This is a genomic window from Kitasatospora nipponensis, from assembly GCF_039528135.1.
GTDB classification, from domain to species: Bacteria; Actinomycetota; Actinomycetes; order Streptomycetales; family Streptomycetaceae; genus Kitasatospora; species Kitasatospora nipponensis.
Window position 1 is genome coordinate 14,097 of sequence record NZ_BAAALF010000033.1, and the last position, 25,410, is coordinate 39,506.

Annotated in this window: 23 protein-coding genes; 14 read left to right on the plus strand and 9 right to left on the minus strand. The window is 72.9% G+C overall.

What is annotated here, in order from left to right; all coding sequences use genetic code 11:
• Positions 1 to 184 precede the first annotated feature (184 nt).
• The 3 genes from ABD323_RS12375 (at position 185) to ABD323_RS12385 (ending at position 2,858) form a co-directional block, all read left to right on the plus strand.
• A complete protein-coding gene (locus tag ABD323_RS12375) occupies positions 185 to 1,030 on the plus strand; it encodes a DUF4232 domain-containing protein (RefSeq protein ID WP_344441435.1) in 846 nt (281 codons plus the stop codon).
• Positions 1,031 to 1,109: 79 nt separating this feature from the next.
• Positions 1,110 to 1,883, plus strand: coding sequence for a MerR family transcriptional regulator (locus ABD323_RS12380; protein WP_344441436.1), 774 nt, complete (start codon positions 1,110 to 1,112; stop codon positions 1,881 to 1,883).
• A gap of 114 nt (positions 1,884 to 1,997) precedes the next feature.
• Positions 1,998 to 2,858 carry a M55 family metallopeptidase gene (locus tag ABD323_RS12385; RefSeq protein WP_344441437.1) on the plus strand — a complete coding sequence of 287 codons (861 nt, stop codon included), beginning with the start codon at positions 1,998 to 2,000 and terminating at the stop codon, positions 2,856 to 2,858.
• A gap of 101 nt (positions 2,859 to 2,959) precedes the next feature.
• Here the strand turns inward: ABD323_RS12385 and ABD323_RS12390 are convergent, their stop codons facing one another.
• Complete coding sequence (locus ABD323_RS12390) at positions 2,960 to 3,853, minus strand: DMT family transporter (RefSeq protein ID WP_344441438.1); 894 nt, start codon at positions 3,851 to 3,853, stop codon at positions 2,960 to 2,962.
• Here ABD323_RS12390 and ABD323_RS12395 point away from each other — a divergent pair.
• The gene (locus tag ABD323_RS12395) at positions 3,852 to 5,315 is read left to right on the plus strand and encodes an aminotransferase-like domain-containing protein (RefSeq protein WP_344441439.1); all 1,464 of its coding nucleotides are present in this window, start codon (positions 3,852 to 3,854) and stop codon (positions 5,313 to 5,315) included. The genes ABD323_RS12390 and ABD323_RS12395 overlap by 2 nt on opposite strands.
• Before the next feature lie 219 nt (positions 5,316 to 5,534).
• Complete coding sequence (locus ABD323_RS12400; protein WP_344441440.1) at positions 5,535 to 6,239, plus strand: DUF1062 domain-containing protein; 705 nt, start codon at positions 5,535 to 5,537, stop codon at positions 6,237 to 6,239.
• A 138-nt stretch (positions 6,240 to 6,377) separates the two neighbouring features.
• Here ABD323_RS12400 and ABD323_RS12405 read toward each other — a convergent pair whose 3' ends face one another.
• Together ABD323_RS12405 and ABD323_RS12410 are read right to left on the minus strand one after the other, a co-directional pair.
• On the minus strand, positions 6,378 to 7,526 hold the full coding sequence (locus ABD323_RS12405; RefSeq protein WP_344441441.1) for a metallophosphoesterase: 1,149 nt from the start codon (positions 7,524 to 7,526) through the stop codon (positions 6,378 to 6,380).
• A 463-nt stretch (positions 7,527 to 7,989) separates the two neighbouring features.
• Positions 7,990 to 9,210, minus strand: coding sequence for a Mu transposase domain-containing protein (locus tag ABD323_RS12410; RefSeq protein WP_344441442.1), 1,221 nt, complete (start codon positions 9,208 to 9,210; stop codon positions 7,990 to 7,992).
• A 470-nt stretch (positions 9,211 to 9,680) separates the two neighbouring features.
• On the opposite strand from ABD323_RS12410, the gene ABD323_RS12415 reads away from it, so the two are divergent.
• The 4 genes from ABD323_RS12415 (at position 9,681) to ABD323_RS12430 (ending at position 12,320) form a co-directional block, all read left to right on the plus strand.
• Complete coding sequence (locus ABD323_RS12415) at positions 9,681 to 9,926, plus strand: hypothetical protein (protein ID WP_344441444.1); 246 nt, start codon at positions 9,681 to 9,683, stop codon at positions 9,924 to 9,926.
• Positions 9,923 to 10,639 (plus strand): DUF2637 domain-containing protein, encoded by a 717-nt coding sequence (locus tag ABD323_RS12420; protein ID WP_344441446.1) that lies wholly within the window; start codon positions 9,923 to 9,925, stop codon positions 10,637 to 10,639. Before ABD323_RS12415 ends, ABD323_RS12420 begins: the two co-directional genes overlap by 4 nt.
• Before the next feature lie 251 nt (positions 10,640 to 10,890).
• A complete protein-coding gene (locus tag ABD323_RS12425) occupies positions 10,891 to 11,712 on the plus strand; it encodes a hypothetical protein (protein ID WP_344441448.1) in 822 nt (273 codons plus the stop codon).
• 146 nt (positions 11,713 to 11,858) lie between these two features.
• Positions 11,859 to 12,320, plus strand: a complete 462-nt coding sequence (locus ABD323_RS12430; RefSeq protein WP_344441449.1) for an SRPBCC family protein — start codon at positions 11,859 to 11,861, stop codon at positions 12,318 to 12,320.
• Between the two features lie 129 nt (positions 12,321 to 12,449).
• Here the strand turns inward: ABD323_RS12430 and ABD323_RS12435 are convergent, their stop codons facing one another.
• Positions 12,450 to 13,661 carry a helix-turn-helix domain-containing protein gene (locus ABD323_RS12435; protein ID WP_344441450.1) on the minus strand — a complete coding sequence of 404 codons (1,212 nt, stop codon included), beginning with the start codon at positions 13,659 to 13,661 and terminating at the stop codon, positions 12,450 to 12,452.
• 148 nt (positions 13,662 to 13,809) lie between these two features.
• On the opposite strand from ABD323_RS12435, the gene ABD323_RS12440 reads away from it, so the two are divergent.
• Both ABD323_RS12440 and ABD323_RS12445 read left to right on the plus strand, forming a co-directional pair.
• Complete coding sequence (locus ABD323_RS12440) at positions 13,810 to 14,151, plus strand: hypothetical protein (protein WP_344441451.1); 342 nt, start codon at positions 13,810 to 13,812, stop codon at positions 14,149 to 14,151.
• 173 nt (positions 14,152 to 14,324) lie between these two features.
• Positions 14,325 to 15,341: a TolB-like translocation protein gene (locus ABD323_RS12445; RefSeq protein ID WP_344441452.1), complete on the plus strand. Its 1,017-nt coding sequence runs from the start codon at positions 14,325 to 14,327 to the stop codon at positions 15,339 to 15,341.
• 61 nt (positions 15,342 to 15,402) lie between these two features.
• On the opposite strand, the gene ABD323_RS12450 is transcribed toward ABD323_RS12445, so the two are convergent.
• The gene (locus ABD323_RS12450; RefSeq protein ID WP_344441453.1) at positions 15,403 to 16,941 is read right to left on the minus strand and encodes an FAD-dependent monooxygenase; all 1,539 of its coding nucleotides are present in this window, start codon (positions 16,939 to 16,941) and stop codon (positions 15,403 to 15,405) included.
• Between the two features lie 752 nt (positions 16,942 to 17,693).
• Between ABD323_RS12450 and ABD323_RS12455 the strand changes: the two genes are divergently transcribed.
• A complete protein-coding gene (locus ABD323_RS12455; protein WP_344441454.1) occupies positions 17,694 to 20,150 on the plus strand; it encodes a ricin-type beta-trefoil lectin domain protein in 2,457 nt (818 codons plus the stop codon).
• A gap of 411 nt (positions 20,151 to 20,561) precedes the next feature.
• Here ABD323_RS12455 and ABD323_RS12460 read toward each other — a convergent pair whose 3' ends face one another.
• Entirely contained in the window at positions 20,562 to 20,912 is a 351-nt protein-coding gene (locus ABD323_RS12460; RefSeq protein WP_344441455.1) for a DoxX family protein, read from the minus strand.
• Positions 20,913 to 21,007: 95 nt separating this feature from the next.
• Between ABD323_RS12460 and ABD323_RS12465 the strand changes: the two genes are divergently transcribed.
• A complete protein-coding gene (locus ABD323_RS12465; RefSeq protein WP_344441457.1) occupies positions 21,008 to 21,382 on the plus strand; it encodes a winged helix-turn-helix transcriptional regulator in 375 nt (124 codons plus the stop codon).
• 54 nt (positions 21,383 to 21,436) lie between these two features.
• Here the strand turns inward: ABD323_RS12465 and ABD323_RS12470 are convergent, their stop codons facing one another.
• Positions 21,437 to 22,036: a DUF4241 domain-containing protein gene (locus tag ABD323_RS12470; RefSeq protein WP_344441458.1), complete on the minus strand. Its 600-nt coding sequence runs from the start codon at positions 22,034 to 22,036 to the stop codon at positions 21,437 to 21,439.
• Positions 22,037 to 22,669: 633 nt separating this feature from the next.
• The gene (locus ABD323_RS12475) at positions 22,670 to 23,617 is read right to left on the minus strand and encodes a helix-turn-helix transcriptional regulator (RefSeq protein WP_344441482.1); all 948 of its coding nucleotides are present in this window, start codon (positions 23,615 to 23,617) and stop codon (positions 22,670 to 22,672) included.
• A gap of 63 nt (positions 23,618 to 23,680) precedes the next feature.
• Here ABD323_RS12475 and ABD323_RS12480 point away from each other — a divergent pair, with 63 nt between their 5' ends.
• Positions 23,681 to 24,625, plus strand: coding sequence for an alpha/beta fold hydrolase (locus ABD323_RS12480; protein ID WP_344441459.1), 945 nt, complete (start codon positions 23,681 to 23,683; stop codon positions 24,623 to 24,625).
• A gap of 243 nt (positions 24,626 to 24,868) precedes the next feature.
• Here the strand turns inward: ABD323_RS12480 and ABD323_RS12485 are convergent, their stop codons facing one another.
• A complete protein-coding gene (locus ABD323_RS12485) occupies positions 24,869 to 25,252 on the minus strand; it encodes a hypothetical protein (RefSeq protein ID WP_344441460.1) in 384 nt (127 codons plus the stop codon).
• Between the last annotated feature and the right edge of the window lie 158 nt (positions 25,253 to 25,410).

The window sequence follows — 25,410 nt, forward strand, 5'->3', positions numbered from 1 at the left end:
CGATCGACCCCTGAGTCGCCCCTGGCGCCACCCCCGAGGCGGGGAGGCGGTGCTGTCGGGAAATCAGTTCCGCGGGCCGCGCCGGGATTCGTGGTGCGGGACCGGAACCGATCCGGTGGATCGCATCGTGTACGGGTGGCAGGCCCGACGTCCCCGATCCCCGCCGACGCCCCCGAGGAACCGCATGAGCACGCACAGCACCGCCCGCCGCCGCATCCTGCCCCTCTCGCTGCTCACCGCGGCCGCGGTCCTCGCGCTGAGCGCCTGCGGCGGCGGCGCGAACGGCGCCGGTGCCGGCTCCGCCGCGGGCGCCACCCCGGCGGGAAGCCCCGCGGCCTCGCAGCCGGCCGCCTCGCAGCCCGCGGCGTCCCAGCCCGCCGCCTCGCCGCCGGGCGCCTCGCAGCCCGGGTCGGCCACGCAGCCCGCCGGATCGGCCGCCACCGGCCACCCGAGCCCGGCCCGCAGCTCCGTCCAGCCCTCGGCGGCGGGCACCAGGAGCGGCAGCCCCAAGCCGGGCGGTTCCGACACCGCCAGTGACGCCTACGCCTTCGCGCACCCCTGCGCCGGCGAGCAGGTCACCGTCAAGGCCGGCTACGACGCGCAGTTGGGCGCGACCAGGCGGCTGATCCAGGTCACCAACACCGGCGGCACCGCCTGCGGCCTGAGCTTCTACCCGCTGGTGGCCATCGACGCGGCCGCCACCGTCCGCGGCGGCAGCGGCCAGGTGCAGACCGTCCAGCCGGCCGTGCCGGGCGACCTCGGCGACGGACAGGGCTACCCGCTGCAGGCGGGCCACACCGCCTACGCCGTGATCGACCTGAACCCCGGCCACGGCACGGCCGGCGCCAGCCGCCAGTACGACGAGCTGTCGGTGATCGCCAGCACCAGCCTGCCGAACGCCTACACGGTCAGCACGGCGATCACCGAGCAGGGCGGCAGCCCGGGCAACCCCTACGTCAAGTCGCCGTTCCTGGGCCGGTACTCGGACACCATCGCCGACGCCGCGGCCACCGCCGTCCCCGGCCACTGACTTGCGCCTGCCGCAGCGTCAACTCCTACCGTCGTGCGTGGGGCCGGATGGACCGGCCCGGCGATGGGAGGCACGGCCGATGGCCTGGTCGATCGCGGAGGTGGCCCGGATGTCCGGGGTGACGTCCCGGACGCTGCGGCACTACGACGAGATCGGTCTGCTGACGCCCGCGTGGATCGGTGGCAACGGTCACCGCTACTACGAACAGGCCGGTCTGCTGCGGCTGCAGCAGATCCTGCTGATGCGGGAACTGGACCTGGGGCTGCGGGAGATCCGGGCGGTGCTGGACAGCCAGGTCGATCAGGTGGCCGTGCTGCGCGAGCACCACCGGCGGCTGCTCGGCGAGCGGGACCGGCTGGACACGCTCGCCCGCACGGTCGGTCGCACCATCGCCGCACTGGCGGAAGGCAAGGACGACAACGACATGACGAAGATCAACAGGCCGGAGAACCTGTTCGAGGGGTTCGAGCCCTCCGCTGCGGACGCCGTCCGCGAGGCCGAGGTGCGCGAGCGCTGGCCGGCGGCGTGGGAGCAGTCCCGGCAGGTCGTCGAGGCGATGACGGCCGAGGACCAGGATCGGTGGCAGCGCGAGGTGACGGCGCAGCTGATCCGGGTGGCGGAGCTCATGGTGGCCGGCACGCCGGTCGCCGACCCCGCGGTGCAGGCCGAGATGGAGGTCCACTACCAGGGCGTGTGCCGGTTCTGGACGCCGAACGCGGCGGCCTACCGGGGGCTGGGGCAGACCTACGTCGACGACCCGCAGTTCCGGGCGAACTACGACCGGATCGCCGACGGGCTGGCCGAGTACCAGCGCGACGCGATGGCCGCCTACGCCGCCGCCCGGCTGAGCTGACCGGCGGCCGGGCCGACGCCCGCCGAGCCGGCCGGCGGCCCGGCGGGGTGCCGGCCGGCGACGCGACGTCCACCGGAACCCGTCGGGCCCCCGCGGTGCTGTGAGGATCGACCCATGAAGATCTACCTCTCCTCCGACATGGAGGGCACCGCCGGGGTCGTCGAGTGGGAGCAGTGCCGCCCGACCGGCCCGGACTACCCGTACTACCGCGACCTGCTGCAGCGGGAGGTGAACGCGGCCATCGAGGGCGCGCTCGCCGCCGGGGTGAGCGAGTTCCTGGTCAACGACTCGCACGGCCGGATGGCCAACCTCCGTCCCGACGAACTGGCCGGCTCCGCGCGCTACCTGTCGGGACGCCACAAGCCGCTCTACATGATGCAGGGGCTCGACCCCTCCTTCGACGCGGTCTTCTTCGTCTCCTACCACGGCTCGATGGCCGGCTGCCCGGCCACGCTGTCGCACACCTACAACCCGCAGGCGATCGCCGAGGTCCGGCTGGGCGGCGTGGTCGCCGGCGAGAGCGCGATCAACGCCCTGGTCGCGCTGGGCCACGGCGTCCCGGTGGTGCTGATCACCGGCGACCGGACCACCGCGCGGGAGCTGCAGCCGTTCTGCCCCGGCGCCCGCGCCGCGGTGGTCAAGGAGTCGATCAGCCGCTTCGCCGCCGACAGCCTGCACCCGCGGCAGGCCCGGGACCTGATCCGGGAACAGGCCAGGCTCGCGGTCCAGGCCCTGGCGGAGCCCGGGTCGCCGGCGCGACGGCTGCCCGCCATCGAGCTCCCGGCCACGCTGACCGTCCGGTTCCGCAACCCGGACCTGGCCGAGATGGCCACCTGGATCGCCGGGGTCGAGCGGGGCGGCGTGGGCGCGGAGCGGGACGACCCGCTGCTGGTCCGGCTGACCGACGACGACCCGATCCGCCTCTACCGCAGGTTCGTCACCGTCGTGATGCTGACCCGCGGCATCGCGGAGTAGGGCCGGCCCGCTCCGCCGTCCGCCGGGATCGCCGCCTACGAGTCGGGCTTCGTGGACCCCGGCCAGGGTCCCTCCCCGGTTCCTTCGGTACGGGCGCCCGCTCACCGGGCCCGTTGGGTGACGGCGATGCAGGTGAGGACGGCGAGCGCGGTCACCGGGGCGGCCGGCGAGGGGCGTTCGGCCAGGACCAGGACCGCCCAGAGCAGCGTCAGCAGGGGCTGGGCCAGTTGCAGCTGGCTGGCCTTGGGCACGCCGATGGCGGCCATGCCCCGGTACCAGAGGACGAAGCCGCCGAACTGCGAGACCAGGCCCAGGTAGGCCAGGCCGCCCACCGCGTGGGCGGTGAGCCGGACCGGCTCGGTCGCCAGGGCGAGGCCGGCGGTCAGCGCGGTCACCGGCAGCGCCGCGAGCACGCCCCAGGCGATCACCTGCCAGCCCGGCATCTCCCGCGCCAGGCGCCCGCCCTCGGCGTAGCCGGCCGCGCAGACCAGCAGCGCGCCGAAGAGGTACAGGTCGGCGAGGGAGAGGCTGCCGTGACTCTGCTGGAGCGTGAAGCCGAGCACGGCGGCCGCGCCGGCCAGCGCCGCGCACCAGAAGGTCCGGGTGGGACGGGCGCCGGTGCGCAGTGCCGAGGCCACCGCGGTGGCCAGCGGCAGGACGCCGATCACCACCGCCGAGTGCGCCGTCGAGGAGGTGCGCAGCGCGAGCGTGGTCAGCAGCGGGAACCCGACCACGCAGCCCGCCGCGACCACCAGCAGCCCGGGCCGGTGCCGGCGCGCGGGGAGCGGCACCCGGCCGGTCGCCAGGCACGCGGCGGCCACCGCCGCGGCGAGCACGCCGCGCAGACCGGTCGACGTCCACGGGCCGAAGCCCTGCAGCGCCCAGGCGGTGGCCGGGAAGCTGAAGGAGAAGGCGAACACGCCCAGCCCGGCGAGGACCGTCCCGGTGCTGATTGCTATCGCCTTCGAGGGGATAGCGCTATCTTGTGCTGTCATGCACGAGCGTAGCAGTGTGGGCGAATTGGCGGCCAGGATCAGGGCGGACCTGGAGCGCTACTCCATCGGTGAGAAGCTGCCGTCCAGTCGCGCCCTGATGGAGCGTCACCAGGTGAGCCCGGTGACGGTCTCCAGGGCGATCGCCGTCCTGGTCGCCGAAGGAGTGGTGGTGTCCCGTCCGGGGGCCGGCGTCTTCCGGGCCGAGCCCCGTCGCGCCGCCGCCGCGCCGCAGGACCTCTCCTGGCAGGAGGTCGCGCTCAGCGCCGAGGCCGGGCAGCCGCCCTCGCGCAGCACGGACGCCTCCGCGGTGCTCGGCGCGCTCGCCGTGCCGCCGCCCGACGTGGTCGACCTCAACAGCGGCTACCTGCACGCCTGCCTGCAACCGGAGCGCGCCCTGGCCGCCGCCCTGGCCCGGGCCGGGCGCCGCCCCGGCGCCTGGGGACGCCCGCCGGTCGAGGGGCTGACCGAGCTGCGCGCCTGGTTCGCCCGGGACATCGGCGGGGACCTGACCGGCACGGACGTGCTGATCGCGGCCGGCGGGCAGAGCGCGCTCACCACGGCGCTGCGCTCCCTGGTCGCGCCCGGCGCGCCCGTCCTGGTCGAGTCCCCCACCTACTCGGGCACGCTGGCCGTCGCCCGGGCCGCCGGACTGCGCCCGGTCCCGGTGCCGACGGACCGCGACGGCGTGCGGACCGACCTGCTGGCGGACGCCTTCGCCGCCACCCGGGCGCGCGCCTTCGTCTGCCAGCCGCTGTTCCAGAACCCGACGGGTGCCGTGCTCTCCTCCGAGCGCCGCCGCGAGGTGCTGCGGATCGCGCGCGCGGCCGGGGCGTTCGTCGTCGAGGACGACTTCGCCCGCCGGCTGGCCCACGCCGACGCCCCGGGGCTGCCCGCGCCGCTGGCCGCCGACGACCCGGACGGCGTGGTGGTCCACGTCAGGTCGCTCACCAAGGTGACCTCGCCGAGCCTGCGGGTCGGGGCGCTGACCGCCCGCGGTCCCGCGCTGGCGCGCCTGCGCGCCGTCCAGGCCGTGGACGGCTTCTTCGTCCCGCGCCCGCTCCAGGAGGCCACCCTGGAACTGGTCGGCTCCCCGGCCTGGGCCCGCCACCTGCGCGACCTCGCCCTCGCGCTGCGGGAGCGGCGCACCGCGGCCGTCACCGCCCTGCGGCGCGCCCTGCCACACCTGCCCGAGCCGCACGTCCCGTACGGCGGCTACCACCTGTGGCTGCGCCTGCTCGAGGGCACCGACGAGCAGGCGCTGACCGCCGCCGCCCTGCGTGCCGGCGTGGCGGTCACCGCCGGCCGGCCGTACTTCGCCGCCGAGGCCCCGGCCCCGCACCTGCGCCTGAGCTACGTCTGCACCCCGGGCGCCCTCCAGGTCGCCGACGGCATCGACCGCCTGGCCCGGGCGCACGCGGGGCTCGTCGGTGCACCGGTGGAGAGCCGGGCCGACGGAAAATGAGTTGTCCGCGGGCGGCGGCCTCGATCATGATCGCCCGCATGGACCAGTACTGACTGCCACGTAGCACCAGCCGACCCTGTCGCGCGATCGATCTCGGAGCCGGACGACCCGCCCCGAGGCGATGACCCGCGCCCTCGCGCCCTCGTGTGCATTCGTCAGTTCCCAGGAGCCGCGGCCCGGTCCGTGAGCGCTCCTGCCCCGTCCTGAAGGCAACCATCCATGAATACCGACCGCAAGGCCCGCTGGGCCGTGCGTCAGTCCGCGCTGCCCACCGTCGTGCGCCCCTGCCCGGACTGTTCCGGCACGCGTCACCGCCCCTCGGGCAAGATCCGCGTCAACGCGAACGGCAAGCTCCTCGACGTCTGGCTCCTGCTGAGCTGTGCGGGGTGCGACCGGACCTCGAAGGTGCCCGTCCACGAGCGCGTCCACGTCTCGACGCTGGAGCCCGCCCGCCGGGAGGCCTACGAGAACAACGACCCTTCCGTGGTATGGGAGTTGACGATGAGTGCGGCTCTCGCCGCGAAGAACGGCTACCGCCTCGACTGGACCGGCACCTGGGCGGTGGAGAGCCGCATGCCGCTGTACGCACTCGACGACCCGACGCCGCTCACGGTCCTGGTCGGCTTCGAGGTGCCCGCGCCGGTCCGGGTCGAGCGGCTGCTCATGCTCGGGCTCGGTCTCAGCCGTACCGAGGTGCGGCGGATGGTCGGTGACGGGCGCATCCGCCTGCCGCTGGCGCTGGACGCCAAGGCGCACCGGGACTTCGAACTCACCCTGCACGGACCCGGTTCCGTCGACGCGGTGAACGCGGAGCGGTCGAAGCGTGCCGGCGAGCGACCCGGGGCCGCGCACGTCGACCTGAGTCGCATCGGGCCGCCCGCCACGTCACGGCAGGAGCCGCGCTCGGTGTCGGCGGGCGCGTAACGCGGGCACGGCAGGGCCCTGCTGGACGGGCCGGCGGGTCGGCGCGGCCGACCGTCGAGCCGTCGGGGGCCCTGCCGTGCGCGGCGATCCGCCGGCGACCTGCCGCGGGTCCTCAGGGCGCGGTCGGCGCCGGTGCCGCTACGCCGGGGGCGGGGTGGCGCCCGAGCGCAGCGTGAGCAGGGTGATCTCGCTCGGCGCGAAGACCCGGAAGGGCGGCCCCCAGAAGCCGGTGCCGCGGCTGGTGTAGAGCTGGGTCCGCTCCCCGTGCCGGCTCAGGCCGTGCACCACCGGCTGGTCCAGCCGGACCAGGAAGTTGAACGGCCAGATCTGGCCGCCGTGGGTGTGCCCGGAGACCTGCAGGTCGATGCCGGCGGCCGCGGCCTGCGGGACGAACTTGGGCTGGTGGGCGACGAGCAGGACGGGCCGGGCCGGGTCCGCCCCCGCGAGTGCGCCGAGCAGGTTCGCACGGTGTCCGGCCAGGCCGGAGGACTCCGCGGTCACGTCGTCCACGCCCGCGAGCACGAGGGCGTCCCCACCGCGCTCCACCACGACGTGGCGGTTGTGCAGCGGTTCCCAGCCCAGGTCTGCCATCCGGTCCAGCCAGCCCTGGGCCTGCCCGCCGTACTCGTGGTTCCCCGTGACGTAGACCCTGGCCAGCCGCGACCGGATCGTGCCGAGCGGGGCGGACTGCTCCCGGCGCTGCTCGGGGGTGCCGTCGGCGATGTCGCCGGCGTGGACCACCACGTCCGCGTCGAGCGCGTTGACCGCCTCGGCGACGCGTGCCGACCAGGTGGCCCGGTCGATCGGCCCGTAGTGGGTGTCGGCCAGCACCACGACCCGGGTCCCGTCCAGGCCACCGCCGAGCCGCGGAAGGTGGACGTCCAGCCGCTTCACCCGGGGCACGCGCATCGCCTCGTGGTGTCCCCAGGCCAGCAGCGCGGCCCAGAGGACGGCGACGGCGACGGCCACGGTCCTGGCCCGGCCGGTGCCGCCGACGTCCAGCCCGCTCAGCACGAGGTCGGCCAGCGCGCCCAGCAGCGACCAGGTGAACAGCACCCAGACCATCCCGAGGGAGGTGTCCGCCACGCGCGCGGCCCGGTCGCTGCGTCGCGCGCCGTGGCCCGCGACCATCAGGAAGGGGAAGGCGACCGGCCACAGGGCGAGGACGACCGTGCCGGCCAGGAAGACCGGCAGCGGCCAGTCGACACCGGAGGCGAACAGCGTCCACCAGGGCGGCAGGCACAGCACCACGAGGATCAGGACGGCCACGGCCAGCCGCCGGACCATGGAGCGCCGAGGCCTGGCGCGCCCGCCCGGGCTCTGTGCGCGCGACCCGGGCGCCTGCCCGGTCCCGCTCCGGGCTTCGCTCCCGACTCGGGCTGCTGTCCCGGCCCCGGCCCCGGAGCGGTCGACGGCAACGATGCTCTCGGGCCCCTGACCGTTCGACCGAAGGGCCGGCTGCGACCCGATGGATCCGCTCTCTGTCACTGCGTCGCCCCTCACGTCCGTTGCCCCCATCATCCGCCACCCCGTCGACCGTCAAACTCGCCCGGGTCGCCGGTGCCGTCGCCGGCGCCGAGCGGGCGCCGGGGTGGGAGGAGGAACCGGCGCGGGCGCCGGAGGCCCGCTGACCGGGTGCGTGGCCGACCGGGTGCGTGGTCGACCGGTCCGCGCGGGTGGCCGGCAGATCACCGGCGGGGTGGGCAACGGGCCGGCGACTGCGGCCACGGACCGCGCCGGGCTCGGGAGTTCACCTCTCCCCGGGGCTGCCCAGTCCGTCCCGCTGCGGAGGAACCCGCTCGATCGCGGTCTCCTGGTCGGCCCGCAGCCGGCAGGTGGAGGCGGCGGCGAGTTTGCGGCGCAGGACGTCGGCCTCGGCCAGCGCCTCCTCGGAGGGCGGCAGCGGCGACCTCCCCCGGCAGGGCGGGGCGGCGCCGGCCGGGGACGGGGCGACGAGCCGTTTCGTGGGGTACCGGTTCAGCACGACCACGGTGCCGCTGCGCTCGCCGACCGTGCGCCCGGTCCCGGTCGGCGCCAGGGCGTACCGGGCGATGACGGCTCCGGCGGTCGTGGTGACGGACAGGAAGGGCTGGTCGAGGCGGCGGCGGACCTCCACCACGGCACCGGCCAGGTGGTGCGGCACTTCGTAGAAGTTGCCGCGGAAGGGCACCGTGCCCGCTTCGGTGACGGTGCGGCGGTCGCAGATCCAGACCGGGTACGGCGTTGGGGGCAGTCCGCGCAGGTCCTCGGTGCCGGGCGCGTCCATCCGGGCCGCGAGCCGGTCCAGGCTCTCCTGCGCGCCCTGGAGCGTGGTGTCGTCCGGCAGGGCGCTCCACCAGGAACGGGTGGCGCCGTCGAGGCGCTCGCGCGCCGGCGACAGCGGTTCGTCGTCCGGGCAGAGCCGGACTCTGGCGCCGTAGTAGCGGGCCACCTGCCGGAACTGCGGCCTCACCCGGCTGCCCGTGTCGCCGTGCACGGCGCAGGGCCGGCCGAACCACCAGTACTCCGGGGTGCCGCCCAGTCGCCTCATCACGTGCTCCATGGCTTCGACGAGTTGGGGCAGCCCGACGTTCTCGGCCAGCGCCGCGCGCCAGCGCCCGGAGCGGGTGAGCGACCCCAGCAGCACGTGCGCCCGGTTCTCGCGACCCCAGCGGGCCGGCGGGTCGGGCAGCTCCAGCCAGTCGAACCGGATGGCCTCCTCGGCGCCCTGCACGGTGCGCGCGCCCCCCGTCGCGCCGAGCCCCTGGCACTGCTGGCAACGGGGCCGGGCCTGGTGCTTGCGCAGGGCGCGGGTGAAGGTCGAGTAGCCACCCGGGTAGGACAGCTCGACGACCTCGTCGAAGAGCACGGCCGCGGCCAGGTGCGGATCCTGCGCCAGCCGCAGACGGCAGTAGGGCAGGAACTGCGGAAAAACATCCGGAGCCGGACTTCGAATACCTGGGGTTCGTTTGCCGGAGAGATGCGATCTCACTGTCTTCCGGTCGCGCCCGAGATGCCGGGAAATCGCCGAGACGGACCATCCCTGACGATTGAGTCTGAGCGCTTCCATGTATTCTTCCCAGCTGAGCAACATGCCCCCTCGTGATCAACTTACACCTCCCGGCAGGGCAAATATGCCGGAGGCAAGCCGGAAATATAGCAGAGGGGGTGCATGATCAAGATAGGGAAACGTTTCTCCCAATTTGTTGATCATGGAGATTTTCGGTGAGCGGTGCCCTCGTTGCTATGAAACTACTCGTTGTGGGGAATTTCGTGCACAGGGTAGGGTTCGGCAGAAAAGAACCACCCCGCGCCACCCCAGGGAATTTCGGCGAGCATTGCCGGTATCGAATATGGAATGACGCCCGGATGCCGCACTAACCGGCTTGCGCCCTCTCTCGTTGGGCAGCCGTGATCTCACCTTGCCAGCCATACCGCCCAGCACCCCCGCGCCGGGACCCGGTGGCCAGTATCGGGAACTGGCTCTTCGTCCCCGACCGCCGGAACGCGGCCGGGGACGTGCGCACCGGCTACCTGTCGCGCAACGGCGAGCGCGTCGTCCTCGCGCACACCTCGCGGCTGTTGGCCGACTTCCTGCGCAGGATCCGCCAGCTGGAGAGCGACTTCGCCGCGCGGCTCGGTGCCCATCCGTTCCCGGTCGACGAGCCCGGTTCCCGCACTGGAGACCTGTCGTGTACGACCGGATGAGCGATCTCGTCCCGCCGTACGGGGCCCCCGGCCACGGCGGCTGGTACGGCGAGGGGCTGGCCGAGGAGGTCGACCTCCTCGCCGGCGATCCGCACGCGTCCTGGTCCCTCGCCGGCTCGGCGGGCGGCTGGGAGGGGGAGGGGACGTTCGTCCCCCAGTTCCCCCACGCCCGCGGGTCGGTCCATCAACACACGTTGACCGCCTCCGACCCGCCGGGCGCTCCCGCCTCCCGGCATCGGCGACGGCCCCGGCTCGGCGCGCCGTCGTGGCCCCGGGTGATCGGCGCGCTGTTCGGCGTACTGACGGCGGTGACGGTCATCGCGGTGTGCGTGCTGGGCTGGCTGCTCTCCTACCACCCCTTGCAGGACCTGGCGTTCACGCGGGTCCCGCGCGGACTCTCGCAGCTGTGGCCGGTGATCATCTACGGGCCGTGGCTGGCGGGCTGCCTCTCCGTCCTGCGCGCCGCCCTGCACGGGCGCCAGCCGATCCACTCCTGGGTCGTGGTCATCCTCTTCTCCACGCTGGCGACCGGACTGTGCGTCGCCGAGGTCACCCGGACGGCCTCGAACCTCGTCGTCGCCGGCCTGCCTCCGCTGACCGCCGTCATCTCACTGCACCAGCTCGTGCGCCAGCTCGTCACCGCCCCGGGCGTGCGCCGCCCGCCGGGCCGGGCGGCCGCCCACAAGCTGGGGGCGTCCGCTCCCGCGAGGTGAGGGCGTCCGCTCCCGCGAGGTGAGGGCGTCCGCTCCCGCGAGGTGAGGCGACCGGACCGAGCGGGAGCGCCTCCGGCGCCCTGCCCCGGCGCCCTGCCCCGGCGCCCTGCCCCGGCGCGCTGCCCCGGCGGGCGCCTCGCGAGCGAGCCCGCCACGGGGGACGATGGAGGCCCCCGGGACCGGGGGCATCGTGAGCGCGGCGTCCGGCGCGGCCGGCAGCGGAAGGCCCCGCACCAGCACCAGGAGGGACGATGGGCCGAGCCGACAGGGCACCCGGACCGGGCCCCACCGGCCACCGTCCGCACCGGCGCGTCCCGGCGACGTTCGTCGACCACGTGGGCCCGGGCGGGGTCGTCGTCCGCTGGGAGTCGCGCCATCACCGCAAGCACCAGAAGCCGGCCACCGGATCGACCTGGTGGGCCCCGGCGGCCCGTGGCTGGTGGATCGCGGTCCTGTTCGCCGTCGGATCGCTGCTCTTCGCGCTCGGGTCGGTGTCCGGCTACGCCGACGCGGTCGGAGCCCGGGGGGACACGATCACCTACTTCATCGGCTCCCTCTTCTTCACCTCGGCCTCCTTCCTCTGCTACCGCGAGACGGTCGACGCCTCCTCACCGGCCCAGAACCCCCGTCACCGGCGCTTCTTCACCTACCAGCCCCGGCGGATCGACTGGTGGTCCACCGCGGTCCAACTGGTCGGAACCCTCTACTTCAACGTCAGCACCGCGCTCGCCATGGCCGACAACCTCTCCGCCCGGGCCGCCCACCAGCACGTGTGGCGACCCGACGCGATCGGCTCCGTCTGCTTCCTGGTGGCCAGCGCGCTGGCCTGGTACGAGACCTGCCACGGCTGGCTCGCCTGGCGCCCCCGCACCTGGGCGTGGTGGATCACCCTGACCAACCTGGTCGGGTCCCTCGCCTTCGGCATCTCCGCGGTGGCCGGCTACGTCGACCCGGTCACCGGCCAGGTGCACGATGTCGACCGAGCCGACACGCAGACCCTGATCGGCGCGCTGTGCTTCCTCGCCGGTGCCGTCCTCCTGCTCCCCGAACGCACCGAGGAATCCCCCGGCTGAGCCACCGCCGGCGCCCTCTGATCCGGCTCCGTGGCGAGGAGCTTCCCGCACGGCCTTGGCGGAGCCGGTGGGATGGTGCGACGATCCACCGATCGTTCCCGGTCCACGACGACGACCGGAGCCGCACCGAACAGGGGGAGTGGGACGTGCCCAGCACCGAACTGATCCGCAGCTACGACATCGCGGCGACCCCCGCCGCCGTGCTCACGCATCTCGCGCAGCCCGAGAACTACATCGGGCTCTCCCCGCTGCTCGTGGACGTGCGCGACGTGCGGGACCAGGGCGGGGTGACGCACTACGTGGCCGTCGAGCGCTTCCGGTTCCTCGGACTGGTCAGCCACGACAACGTCATCCAGGTCACCCTGCGCACCGAGGACGCGCGGCTGCCGGGCGGGGCGGCGGTCAGTGGCGAGGTGGTCAGTCCCGGTGGCGTGCGGATGGACTACCGCTTCGCCGTCACCGCCCGGGACGGCGGGGGCTCGGTGGTCGTCGACACCTTGCGACTGCGCGCGCCGTTCGGTCTGCTCCGTTACGCGGCCGGGAAGGCCGCAGCGGTGCAGGCCGAACGCGGCCGCGTGCTGGCCCGGCGGCTGGGTACCGGCAACTGAGTCCGGCGGGCCACTCGTTGAGGACGGGCAGGGTCTGACACCGGAGCTCGAGACGGCTCGGCCGTCGGCACCCGCGGCCACCGGTCGGCGGCCACCGGCCGAGTCCGCGTCACGACCCGATGGATCCCGTCACGCGAAGGCGACGACGGCGGCCATCCACTGGTGGTCGCAGCTGCCGACGGCCGCGTAGGAGCCGGCGACGGTCACCCGCTTGTAGCCGGTGGCCAGTTGGTCCGAGGAGACGGAGAGCGTCGGCAGGGCGGTGAAGCCGTCCGTCCAGGTCACCGGCGCGCCCCCCTGGACGCCGGCGACGCCGAACACCAGCTCGGGTCCGACGCTGGTGGTCGGCGTCGTACCGGAGTTGAAGTCCGTGCCCCGCGCGCCGCTGGCGGAGGCGTGCCGGTCGACCGTCCTGACACCGGTCAACTCGTCCACGATCACGTGCTGTTCACCGGCTGACGGGTAGCTGAGGGTGATCGCGTCCGAGGGTGAGAGCGCGGTGGCCACGGTCGCGGTGAGGACCAGGGTGCGGTCGCCGGCGGCGCCGTCGCTCTGGTCCGCGGCCATCACGTAGGTGTCTCCGTGGCTGTCGGTCGCCCGGACCTCCCCCGGGCCGGTGTTGGTGAGCATCACCGGCACCACGAGGGTCTCGCCGGCGGCGACCGCGCGGTTGACCGGGAGTGTCGTCGACGTCTGGTACGTCGTCCCGGTCGCGGAGGCGACGCGGGCGACGTAGCTCGGCGCGGCCGCCACCGGCCCGGTGACCGTGACGGTGTCCCGGTCGGTGGCGAGGACCGTTCCGGCGCCGAGCGCGGCGCCGACTGCCAGCACGGTCAGGTGCGTGAGGGCGCGGCGGCGGCGCCGGAAGCGGGACGGCCGGGCCGGGGCGTCCTGCGGCGACTCGGGCGGCGTGCCGACGTCGGTGGCGGCGGCCGGCGGAGCGGCGCCGGGCGCGAGCCCCTCGGCGGGCTCCTGCGACTGCGACTGCGGGGGCGGCTGAGGGGGTGCCTGCGGGAGCGCGGCCGCCGGCTCCGGGAGGCGGTGATCGGCCGCCTGACGATCGGACGCGGCGCTCGCGGCCGCCAGCCAGCGCCGCCGCCACTCGCTCTCGTGGCCGCCGCAGGCCTGGACGTAGCTCCGGGTGGTGGGCCAGGACGGCAGCCGGGATCCGGACGCCGCCTCGTGCAGCGTGGTGTGGGAGATCGCTCCGGTGGCCCCCGCCATCGCCCGGAACGAGGGATTCCCCGCCTCCAGCCGCAGCTGACGCAGTGCGGCGGCGAAGTCCGTGACGACGGACTGGCGTTGCCCCGCGACGGGCCCACTCGGTTCGCTCGTACTCACTGGTGTTCCCCCCCTGGTGTTCGATGTTGTCAGACCCCTGTCAGGGGCTGCCGAACACGTGACGAATCCCCAGGATTGGGTCCCGGCATACCGGAAGGCGGCCCCGGATTCGTCCCGGCCCCCGGTCCCGCAACGTAGGAGGTTCACCATGATCCGAAAGACGATCACCACCCTGGCCCTCGCCGGCGCCACCCTCTCCGGGGTGGTGCTGGCGGCCCCCGCCCAGGCCACCGTCGGACACTGCATCAACGGGCCCCGCGGCGGCGAGCGGCTCTGTCTCAACGGTTACTTCTACAACGCGGCCGAGAACTACACCCAGTACACCTTCACGCTCTCCGGGCCCAACACCGACTACCGGGTCTACGCGGGCAGCCTCTCCGGTCCCTCCGGCATCGTGCACCTGGGCAACGACACGTTCTCGAAGAACGGTCACTACGCGGCGACGCTCTGCATCACCGAGGGCACCACCGGATGGCGTGACTGCGCGTAAGTCCCTTGCCGCACACGCCTGACGGCCGGTCCGGGGCGCCTGTATCGGGCCCCGGCCCGGCCGTCGGTCCGCGCCCGCCGCTGTTGCCGGGTTGTGACGCCCACCGCACCGATCCGGGACGCCCCGAGGGAATGTCCTCCCTGTCGTCGAAGCACACGTCCGGGGGAAGTCCCATGCCCACTCGCGCCATTCGCGGCAGTACCGTCGCCGCCATAGCCCTCGCCTGCGCCGTCACCGGCACCGCGCTCCTGCTCGCCGGGTGCGGCCCGGACGAGACCACCAACGCCGTGCCGACCGCCTCCTCCGCCCCGGCCGTTCCCACCAACCCGCCCACCGGCAAACCCACTTCCGTCCCGACCAGGAGCACCCCCACCGCGTCGCCGGCGATGAACGGCACCGCGGGCAGCAGGCTGACCATCAGCAACGGCACGCGGTACGTCCTGATGAACGGCACCTCGGTCGACTTCGGGACCGCCGTCCGCGACCTCACCTGGTCCCCGGACGGCCGCAAGGCGGTCTTCGTCGACGGCGACGGTGACCTGGTCACCGCCGACCCGGGCGGCGGCGGGCGTGTGGTCGTCGCCCGGCACGCTGCCGGGCAGTCCTGGTCGCACCCGGCCTGGGAGTCCGTGCCCTCCTCCTACGGGCACACCCTGCCGCAGCAGATCCTCTTCGTCGCCGACGCGGGCGGCGTCACCACCCTGGAGACCGTCCCGGCCGACGCCGTCAACGGCACCCCGACCGCGCTGCCCCTGCAGCTGGGGGAAGGCCGGCCCGAGGTGCCGCAGACGGCCAACACCTGGCCGAACACCGGCGGGGGCAGTTCCGACGTCTACGCCAACACGCAGACCGGTGACATCTACATCCGCGACGGCTACGCCCGCATGGACAGCAGCGACAGCGTGTTCACCCCCGGCACGGAGCCGACGCTCTCCACCGACGGGGAGGAGGTGGTCTTCGTCCGTTCGGTCGGCGGGCACGACCACATCTTCGAGCAGCAGGTGGACCGGCAGGGGTCCGCCAAGGACCTCACCCCGAACGCGACCGTCGACTACAGCGAGCCGGCCGTGTCCCCGGACCGCACCACCATCGCCGTCCGCACGCCCGACGGCATCGCCACCCTCCCCGCCGACGGCTCGGCCGCCCCGAGGCTGGTCTCCACCGACCACGGCCTGCCCGCCTACCGCTGACCCACCCGCCCGGGCGGGCGGGTCCTGCGGTGTCGAGTGTCCGCGGACGAGGTCGGCGGTGCTAGGCCCGCAGCAGTGCCTGGTAGGTGCGGAGCGGCGCGTCCTCGTCCAGCGGGGCGATCGCCGCGATGTAGCCGTCCGGGCGGACCATGATCCGACCCCCCTTCGGGAGACCGTACCGGGCGGCCGTCCGGCCGTCCGGGTCCGCGAACACCGCGTCGTAGCCGGTCGGGGCGGTGTCGGCGGCACCGACGAGCAGTTGTCGGACCGTCACATCGGCGACCGGCGCCGGCGTGGCCGCCGGGTCGTGGCCCGCCACGGTGAGCAGCACGTGCTCGTGCGCCCCGGCGAGTGCCGCCCGCAGCTCCGGGTCGGCCGCCGAGAGGTGGTCGCCGGCGTGCAGCTCGCCGCCACCCCGGCGCTGGACCACGATCGGACTCTTCCGGTACGCGATCGCCGTCTCCTCGGTGCGGTCGGCCATCGCCTGGCGGACCGGGGCGAGACCGGTGAGCAGGTGCATCCCCTTGTTGCGCAGCTTCTGCGCGATCGGGTTGACGAGCGTGCCGACCCGGGTGAGCGTGCCGGCGAACTTGATCACCTCGGCGCCGACCGGGTGGCGTTCCGCGTGGTAGCTGTCCAGCAGGGTCGGGCCGACCTGGCCGGTGCCCACCAGGGCGAGCTTCCACGCCAGGTTGTGGGCGTCCTGGATACCGGTGTTCATGCCCTGGGCCCCGGCCGGGCTGTGGACGTGCGCCGCGTCGCCGGCCAGCAGCACGCGGCCGACCCGGTACTCGGGCACCTGGGCGTGGTGCACCTCGAAGACGGTGAGCCAGCGCGGGTGCCGGATCCGGATCGGCCGCCCGGCGCGCTCGTCCACCACCTGCTGCAGCCACTCCAGGGTCGCGGTGCGCTCCTCGTCCGGGGCGATGTTGGCGATCAGCCGCAGCCGGTCGCCCTGCATGGGGAAGACCAGCAGCGGGCCGTCGTGCGGCGCGAAGAAGGTGTACATGCTGTGCGGATCGAGGTCGTGGTCGGCGTCCACGTCGCCCATCAGGAACCGCTCGCCCTTGAACGTGCCGGCCAGCGAGCTGCCGACCAGCTTGCGCGCCTGGCTGTGCGCGCCGTCGGCGCCCACCAACCACCCGGTGCTCGCGCTCTCCGCGCTCCCGTCGGCGTGCTCCAGCACCACCCGGACGGCGTGCTCGTCCTGGGTCAGACCGGTCAGGGTCACTTCGCGCTCGACGGTGACACCGTGCTCGGCGAGCGCCTCGGTGAGGATGCGCTCGGTCTCGGTCTGCGCGATGGTCACCGAGAACGGGAACGCGCTGTCCACCAGGTCGAGGGCGATCCTGGCCACCACCTCGCCGTCCGAGTGCATCTCCATCGCGGTGGTCCGCACCCCGGCCTCGATCAACCGGTCCACCAGGCCCAGCCGCTCGAACATCTCCAGGCTGCGAGCGTGCACGACGATGGCGCGCGACTCCGTCGTGGGCTCGGCCAACCGGTCCACGATCCGCACCGGCACCCCGCGCCGGGCCAGCTCCAACGCAACGGTCAGCCCCACCGGGCCCGCACCTACGACGATGATCGGGTCGCTCACCAGTTGTCCTCGGGTTCGTGCCAACGGAGAATCACCGGACCGGCGTTCGACTACGGTGCACGCCGGCTCCATCAGTGGGCAGCCTATCGATCACCCGTGCGGGCATCGCCTCATTCCGCAGATCCGATCACCGCCTCGCGAACCCCATGCTGGAGGTGGCCGAGTGGAGTTGATCGCCGCGACTGGCTTGAAGACTGCGTCGAGGTCCGGTCCCGGCCGGTTGGCTTCTCGTCGCGATCTGCCGCCGGCGTGCCGCCGCCGTGGCGGTCGCGGCCTTCGGTTGCGGCCTTCGGTTGCCGTCGAGTCATGTCGACAGGTGGAGCCGAATCTCCGTTGCCGGAGCGAACGCGGGGCCGATAGCCTTGGGCGCGGCTGGATCTTCACAATTTCCGCATCGTACGGGGGAGAGGGCGGGTTGCGGAGTTCTCCGTCGGCCTCACCGCTGTCGGCGTTCCTCGGGGACGAATCGAAACAATGACGGAGCGCACGTGCGCCTCCGCCGCGGGTGCCACACCGGCGGCCGGATGCCCGTCGCACGGTGACCCGTCGCCCGGTTACCCACCGACGCCGAGCCCGTGACGAAGCAGCACCTGACAGTGCTTCCGCACGGCACCGACCACTGATCACTGGCCACTGACCACAGCGGCGGGGCGGCCTCCGCAGGACCCGCGACCATCCCGCCGTCGTTCGCGCGACGCGGCCGGGCAGGAGCCCGCGCGCCGCACGACCTTCAACTCCGAGAGGGACCCACCATGACGGAGCGCTCCGGCGCCCCACGACGCCGACTCGGCCGCCTCGCGCGCCGGCTGGCCGTCGTATCCGCCGTCGCCACCGCGCTGGCCGGTGCCGCCGGCCCGGCCCTCGCCGACGCGCAGCCGCAGGCCACCCCGTCCGCCTCGTCCGCCTCGTCCGGCACGGGCGTCCCGGGTGACCTCGACGGTGACGGCGTCGCCGACATCACCATCATCTCGTCGAGCCTGCCCGGCCTGCGCGTCGCTTCGCCCGCCGGTGTCCCGTACACCGCGTCGGACGCGGCGCAGAGCCCGGACGGCAACCAGTGGAACACGTATCTGGTCACCCACCGCGGGAGCCTGACGGGCAGGTCGGTCGACGACCTGTTCGCTCTGAGCACCGCGACCGGCAAGCTCTACGAGGTTCCCAACGACGCCGACTTCGGCGCGGCCCCAGGCCGTTTCACCCACCCTGAGCACGACACCGCCATCGCCAGGCCGGCCTGCGCCGCCCCCACCGACTGCGGCGGCTACCGCGCCGACTGGACCGGCACGACCCAGCTGATCGCCATCGACGGCGTCAGGAACACCGCCGGCCTGCCCGACCTGCTCACCGTGCAGGACGGCAAGCTCTGGTACTACCCGGGCACGGCCGGCCCGCTGCTCGGCAGCCCGGTGCTGCTCGGGAGCGGAGACTGGTCCGGAACCACCCTGATCGCCCCGGGCCGGGTGAGCGGCCGGCCGGCCCTCTGGGCCCGTGACGACAACACCGGCGGCGTCGTCGGCTACCCGTTGGTGTTCAACGCCGACGGCACCCCCGCCGCCCTGCTGAGCGCGCCTCAGGACACCCAGATCCAGGCAGCCGTCGGCGGCACGGGTGGCACCACCCGCTGCCTCGACGGCGACGCGATGGTCGGTTACTGCGCGGGCCCGAACCGCTTCGGCGGCTGGCTCCGGGGCGCCGATGCCACGTTGCAGAACAGTGGCGCCTGCCTCGACGCGACCACGGCCGCGCAGGGTACGGCCGCGACGGTGCAGCGGCAGGCGTGTGACGGCCGGCCGTCCGAGCGCTGGACGATCGGTGCCACCGGCTCCATCGCGAACGGTGCGAGCGGCCTGTGCCTGACCGCCGCCTACGACGGCTACAGCCCGCACCCCACGCTCGAGACCTGCACCGGGGCCGCGCTGCAGCGCTGGGGCGGTGCCGTCGCCGCGGACCAGAGCCTCACGCCGCTGCCGGCCGCGCAGGCCGTCCTGCCGCTGAACCTGTACCAGAACCTCTCGGGTGTGGGGTACACCGCGGTCTCCTACGGAGACGTCGACGCCGACGGTCTCCCCGACCTCTTCCTGGTCGACACCAACCTCTACCTGTACCCCGGCGCGCCCGCCCAGGGCGGCCTGCCCGCGTTCGGTGCCCGGATCCCCCTGGGCGAGAGCACGAGCACCCAGTCCTCCGCCGGCTACCTCCCGGCGGACACCGTGCTCTACTCCCGGTGCGCCAGGCTGACCATGCAGGCCCAGGGCGACCTCGTCCTCACCAAACTGAAGACCGGTCAGACTCTCTGGTCCAGCGGCACCGCGGGCCACCCGAACGCTTCCGCCGCGGTCCAGGGCGACGGCTCGCTCGTCATCAAGGACGCGTCCGGTCAGCAGCTCTGGAGCACCGGGACGGCCGGCGGCCAGCCGGCCAACCTGGCCCTCCAGGACAGCTGCAACCTCACGCTCAGCACCATGCAGGGCATGACGTGGTCCACCCGAACGTACGACCCCGACTACGACACCACCGGCCACCCGCTGACGGCGGTCACCACGCTCGCCTCCGGCACCAGCATCGCCATGGCCACCACGCACCTGGACATGCAGGGCGACGGCAACCTCGTGCTCTACGGCACCGTCACCGGCCGCGCACTGTGGAGCTCCAGCACCTGGGGCCACCCCGGGGCGAGCGCCGTGCTGCAGGCCGACGGCAACCTCGTGGTGTACGACACCGACCACAACGCGCTCTGGGACTCGGGCACCTGGGGGCGCCCCGGTGCCCACCTGACCCTGCAGAACGACCGCGACCTGGTCCTCTACGACGCTGACGGCAACGTCCGCTGGCACACCGGCACCACTTTCCAGGACCCCGCCTGGCGCGGTGTCCCGGTCACCGCGGGCACCACGCTCGCCTCGGGCACGTCGCTGTCCTCCCCGGTCGTCCACCTGGACATGCAGGCGGACGGCAACCTCGTGCTGTACCGCACCAGTACGGGCCGCGCACTGTGGAGCTCCAGCACCTGGGGCCACCCCGGGGCGAGCGCCGTGCTGCAGGCCGACGGCAACCTCGTGGTGTACGACACCGACCACAACGCGCTCTGGGACTCGCGCACCTGGACCACCCGGGGCGCCGAACTGGTCGTCCAGGACGACGCCAACGCGGTCATCTACGACGGCGACGGCCGCCCGGTCTGGAGCACCGGCACCTACCTGCAGTCCTGACCTCCCACCGACGCCCCTCCCGGAGCCCGGCCCCGCACCCAGCGGCGCCGGGCTCGCCCGGTCACGGGCGATGACGCTGTACCGCTCCGTGCCCGGTGGGACCGAACCGGTCGAGCTCACGGGGCTTCGTACGCATCGCGGTCCGGCGACAGCCCCGACGCATCCTCGACGGCGTCCCGATCCTCATCGACCGACTGCCTGGGGCGCGAGAGGGGCGCCGTCTGCGACGGAACGGCCGATGGCCCGGATCGCGTGATGCGGTCCGGGCCATCGTGAAGGCGGAGGACTACGAGACTCGGACGCGTGAGGGGTTGCCCCCAACACGCTTTCCAGGGCGGCCGGCTCCGGGCCTGTGACCACCCGGCCGAGCACCGGACAGCCGTGTCGGACCGGCCCGGCGCCCTCGGCGCTTCAGAGGGTGGCGGCGCGCAGTGCGATCAGGGCGATGGAGGCCATGGTGAGGACCACCGCCGGAGGCGCGCCCTTGTGGTCGCCGACTCGCAGGTGGGAGGCGACCGCCCCGGCGAAGTAGAGCGTCAGGCCGATCGCGGCGGCGATTCCGACGGGTCCCCACCAGAGTCCGGCGAGCACACCGGCCGCGCCCGCGACCTGAGCGCCGATCAGGAAGGCCATCATGCCCCGCGGCACTCCGAGGGTGGCCATCTGCTCGGTGATGTGCCGCGTCCGCAGGGACTTGGCCCCGGCCGATACCAGGAGAACGGCCGACATGAACACGGTGACGACGGCAAGGGAGACGAACACGGCTGAAACCTCAATCGTGCGAGAGGCGAGCAAGGGACGTGCGCACCTCCACGACGATAGGCGGCCGATAGGTACCTCGAGGTAACCTTCGGGGCATGAGCCAGCGACCCGCCATCGCCTTCCTCGCCGACTGCCCCGCTCTCCTGGCGATGGAGATCATCGCCAGCAAGTGGTCCATGGTCACGCTCTTCGCGCTCACCGACGGCCCGGTGCGCCACGGCGAGCTGGTCGAGCTGAGCGGCGGCATCTCACGCAAGGTACTGACCCAGACGCTGCGCCGGCTCCAGGCCAACGGGCTCGTCGAGCGGCACGCGTACGCCGAGGCGCCGCCGCGCGTGGAATACGGCCTGACCGATTTGGGACGAACCCTGGAGGAGCCCATCAGGATGCTCACCGCCTGGGCGCGGCAGAACGGCGAGGCGGTCGTCACCTTCCGGGAAGCAGCCGACGCGGCCACGACCACCGACTGAGACCACGATCCGGGTGGGCAACCTACGCGTGCGGGGCCTTCGGAGCTGTCGGTGCTACTCGCAGACGGGGCCGCGGCCCGGCTGCGGTACCACGAAGAACTCCGTCACGAAGCCGGTGACCGCGCCGTCGACGCTTCGACCGACCCACGTCGGGTAGTGGCCATCGCCCCAGCCCGAGGAGAAGGCGACGAAGCAGTGGCCGCTCTCGGGATCAGCGAGAACAGCCGGTGTGCGCACCATGGAGTTCTCCGCATCGAACAGGGCGGTGACCAGGGGCCCGCAGTCCTCGCCGAGCAGGTCTCCGAGCGGGACGGTCACTGCCGCATCGACGAAACAGCCCGTCCCGGCGTCGACGCCGTAGCCGAAGAACTCCGTGTCGCCGAGCTCGGCGAGGGACTGACCGTCGCTCAGGGCCAGCGTCCACTCCCGGGTCGGCTTGTCGCTTATCTGCAACCAGGCGGCGGCGACCCGCTCATCGGTGAACTCGGGGAGCTCGGTTCGGGTGAGTTCGACGACCGACAGCACGATCAGGTAGGTCCCCGGATCCACCTCGGCCGTGAACGGATCCACGTCGTCGCCGAGGCCGATGAACGGGTCGCAGGCCGCAACCTGGCCCGAGGGCAGAGAAAGCGCGGCCTCGGGCAGCGCGGTCACGGTGGCCGTCACTCCCCGGCCGCAGTCGTACGAACTGCCGGCCGTGAACAGGCGCACCACATCAGGGGCAGGTAGCGGCATCGGGGTTGACCCTCGCAATAGTCGGATGGATGGCCGGTCGATGCCTCCACGGGTTGACCCCTCCGAACGCAGACCGTGCTGCCCAGACGCTAGCCCCTGGCACGGACAGGTCGCGGCAGCAGGTCGCCGCGCCAGGTCGCCGCGCCAGGTCGCCGCGCCAGGTCGTCCTCAAGAGCCGGCTGACGCCGGAGGCGCCCGGACCCTACGCTGGAGTGGCCGTACTGGCTTGAGGGCTGCACCGCAGGGGAGCCGATCACACGAGCACTGCCCCGAATCCGCCCCGGCCGCCGAGCCGTCCTGGCGAACCGAGCGACAGCTTCCTCGGACGGCTCCTGTCGGCACCTTTCGAAGGTCTGGACTTCCGGTCAGGCGCGCTTACGGCTGAACCAGCACTCTCTACCCATGGACCAGTCACAGCTACCGCGTTCTCTCCCGAGGGCGGCCTCCTGGCCACGGCCGGGCCGTTCTTCTCGCCGGACGGACAACTCCTAGCCGCAGTTACGGGAGTCCGCGACCCGAAGCAGAAGCAGACTCCAACCGATGTGGTCCGGCTCAGCGGTAGCGTTCGACGAGCGCGTTGCCGATCGAGGCCAGGTGGGCCCGCACGTTCGGAGGGCCGGTTACCTCGAGCCATTCGACGAGCCCGGCGAGCTCGCCGGCGAGGGTGTACTCGTCGCGGCCGCGGATGACGACCTCGATGCGGCCGTCGGTTATGGTGCCTCCCACTTCGAGTCGATCGCCGAGTCCGATCCGGAGTATGCCTATGCCGTGGGGTGTGCAGAGCGCCTGGATCTCCAGGGGCGTTCGCCTGCGTTCGACCTCGTCGGCGATCTCGCGCCAGCTCCCGGCGAGGTCGAAGTCCTCGGGCCGGTTCACCGGATCGTCGGTCGGGTCGGCGGACGACACGCGGTCGATCCGGAAGGTCCGCCGGCCGGCCTCGGTACGGGTGACGAGGTACCAGGCCGGGCCTTTGGCGACGATGCCCAGCGGGTGGACGGTTCTCATCGTTTCGGTACCTTTGCCGTCGATGTAGCCGAGCCGCACCTGGACGCCGCGGATCACCGCGTCCTGGAGTTCGTCGAGGAAGTGGGGCGGTCGCTGCTCGGCCCGGTTCGCCCCCCATTGTCGCGGGTCCATCACCAGTGACGACGCCGCCGCCTCGGCCTGCACGCGGAACGGCTCCGGCAGGGCATGGACGAGCTTGCGCAGAGCCGCTTTCACAGCCGGTGTCGCGGCCGAGGCCGGGCCGGCGACCAGGAACAGGGCGCGGGCCTCACCCGCGGTCAACCCCGACAGGTCGGTGCGGGCGCCGCCCACCAGGCGCCAGCCGCCGCCCCGGCCTTGCACGGAGTACACGGGCACCCCGGCCATGGCCAGGGCGTCGAGGTCGCGGCGGGCGGTGCGCTCGGAGACCTCCAGCTCCCGGGCGACCTCCGCCGCCGTCACCTGCTCGCGTCGTTGCAGCAACAGAAGGATGGCCACCAGCCGGTCGGTCCGCACGCCGAGAAAACTCTCACGCAAACCGGTCACGAGGTGACCGGTTTCGGGAGACAGGATGGCGCCATGACCTCAACCGATTTCCCCGAGCCCACCCTCGTTCCGGTCAACGGTGTGGAACTCGAAGTCTTCGAAACGGGCCGAGAGAACGCGGGAAAGCCCATCGTGCTCTGCCACGGCTGGCCGGAGCACGCCTTCTCCTGGCGTCACCAGATGCCCGCCCTCGCGGCGGCCGGCTACCACGTCATCGCCCCGAACCAGCGGGGTTACGGCCGCTCGTCCCGCCCGGACGAAGTGACGGACTACGACATCGCACACCTGTCGGGCGACCTCGTCGCGCTCCTTGACCACTACGGCTACGAAGACGCCACCTTCGTCGGCCATGACTGGGGCGCGTTCGTCGTCTGGGGCCTGACCCTGCTGCACCCCGACCGCGTGAACAAGGTGATCAACCTGAGCCTGCCCTACCAGGAGCGCGGAGAGAAGCCCTGGATCGAGTTCATGGAAGCCGTGCTCGGCGGCGACTTCTACTTCGTCCATTTCAATCGGCAGCCGGGCGTCGCGGACGCCGTCTTCGACGACAACACCTTCCGGTTCCTCCGCAACCTGTACCGGAAGAACGAGCCCCCCGCGGAGCCCCAGCCGGGCATGGCGCTGATCAATCTCGCCAGAGCGGATGCACCACGCGGAGAGCCCATCATGAGTGACAGCGAACTGGCCGTCCTCGTCTCCGCCTTCGAAACATCCGGGTTCACCGGCACCATCAACTGGTACCGGAACCTCGACCGCAACTGGCACCTGCTGGCGCACGCGGACCCGATCATCCACCAGCCCACCCTCATGATCTACGGCGACCGGGACCTGGTCGCGAGGTCCGAGAACCTGGCCGAGTTCGTCCCCAACGTGGAAGTGGTCAGCCTGGACTGCGGCCACTGGATCCAGCAGGAGAAGCCCGAGGAAACGAACCGAGTGATCACGAAATGGCTGGAACATCAGGACCGGCCGAGCTGAGCTTCAGCCAATCCAGATGCCACCCGGTGAAACCCGGCGCGCGAAGCGTCGGCCGGCGGTGCTGACCGGGTGCGACCAGGGCACGTCGGTGACTTGGCACCCGAAGTCGTCGGCAAGGACTTGTACGAGCTTGGCACCAACGCCCTGTCGGCGATAGGAGTTCGCCACCCGGACCAGATCGATGAGCGGGCGCAGAGTGCCGTCCTCGTTGGTCGGACCGGCACCTCAGGTGAAGTGGCCCGCCTACCCCTCGTACCAGATGTGGTCGATAGAGGCGCCGCGAGCCCGGTTGACGGCCTCCGTGGAGGCAGCGGGCAGGTCGGGAGCATCACCCCGCATCGTCGTGGCATCGACGTACCCGTCGCGGTCGACTTCGACGGTGGCGTACCAGCGGTAGGACCGGACAAGGATCCTCCGGGACTGTGGGCCGCGCCGATCCGGATCGAGGTAGATCGTTCGCTCGGCCATGCGCTCTGCTCCTCGTCCGTGGCGTTCTGTCTTCACGGAGGTCTGGATCAGCAGTGCCCCGGCCGTCACCGCCACCGCTGCCTCTGAGTCGATCCTGGCCGATACGAGCGCGGGGCCGGTGAGCTGTGGCTTGGTCCTGCCCTGCTTGGCTTCGCTCAAGCCCGTGGGACACGGCACCTGCAACCAAGACTGCAACCAGGAGACGACGAAGGACCCGGCCGCTGAGCGGTCGGGTCCTTCGGCTGCCACGGCTGGCAGAGGCGGAGGATACGAGATTCGAACTCGTGAGGGGTTGCCCCCAACACGCTTTCCAACCG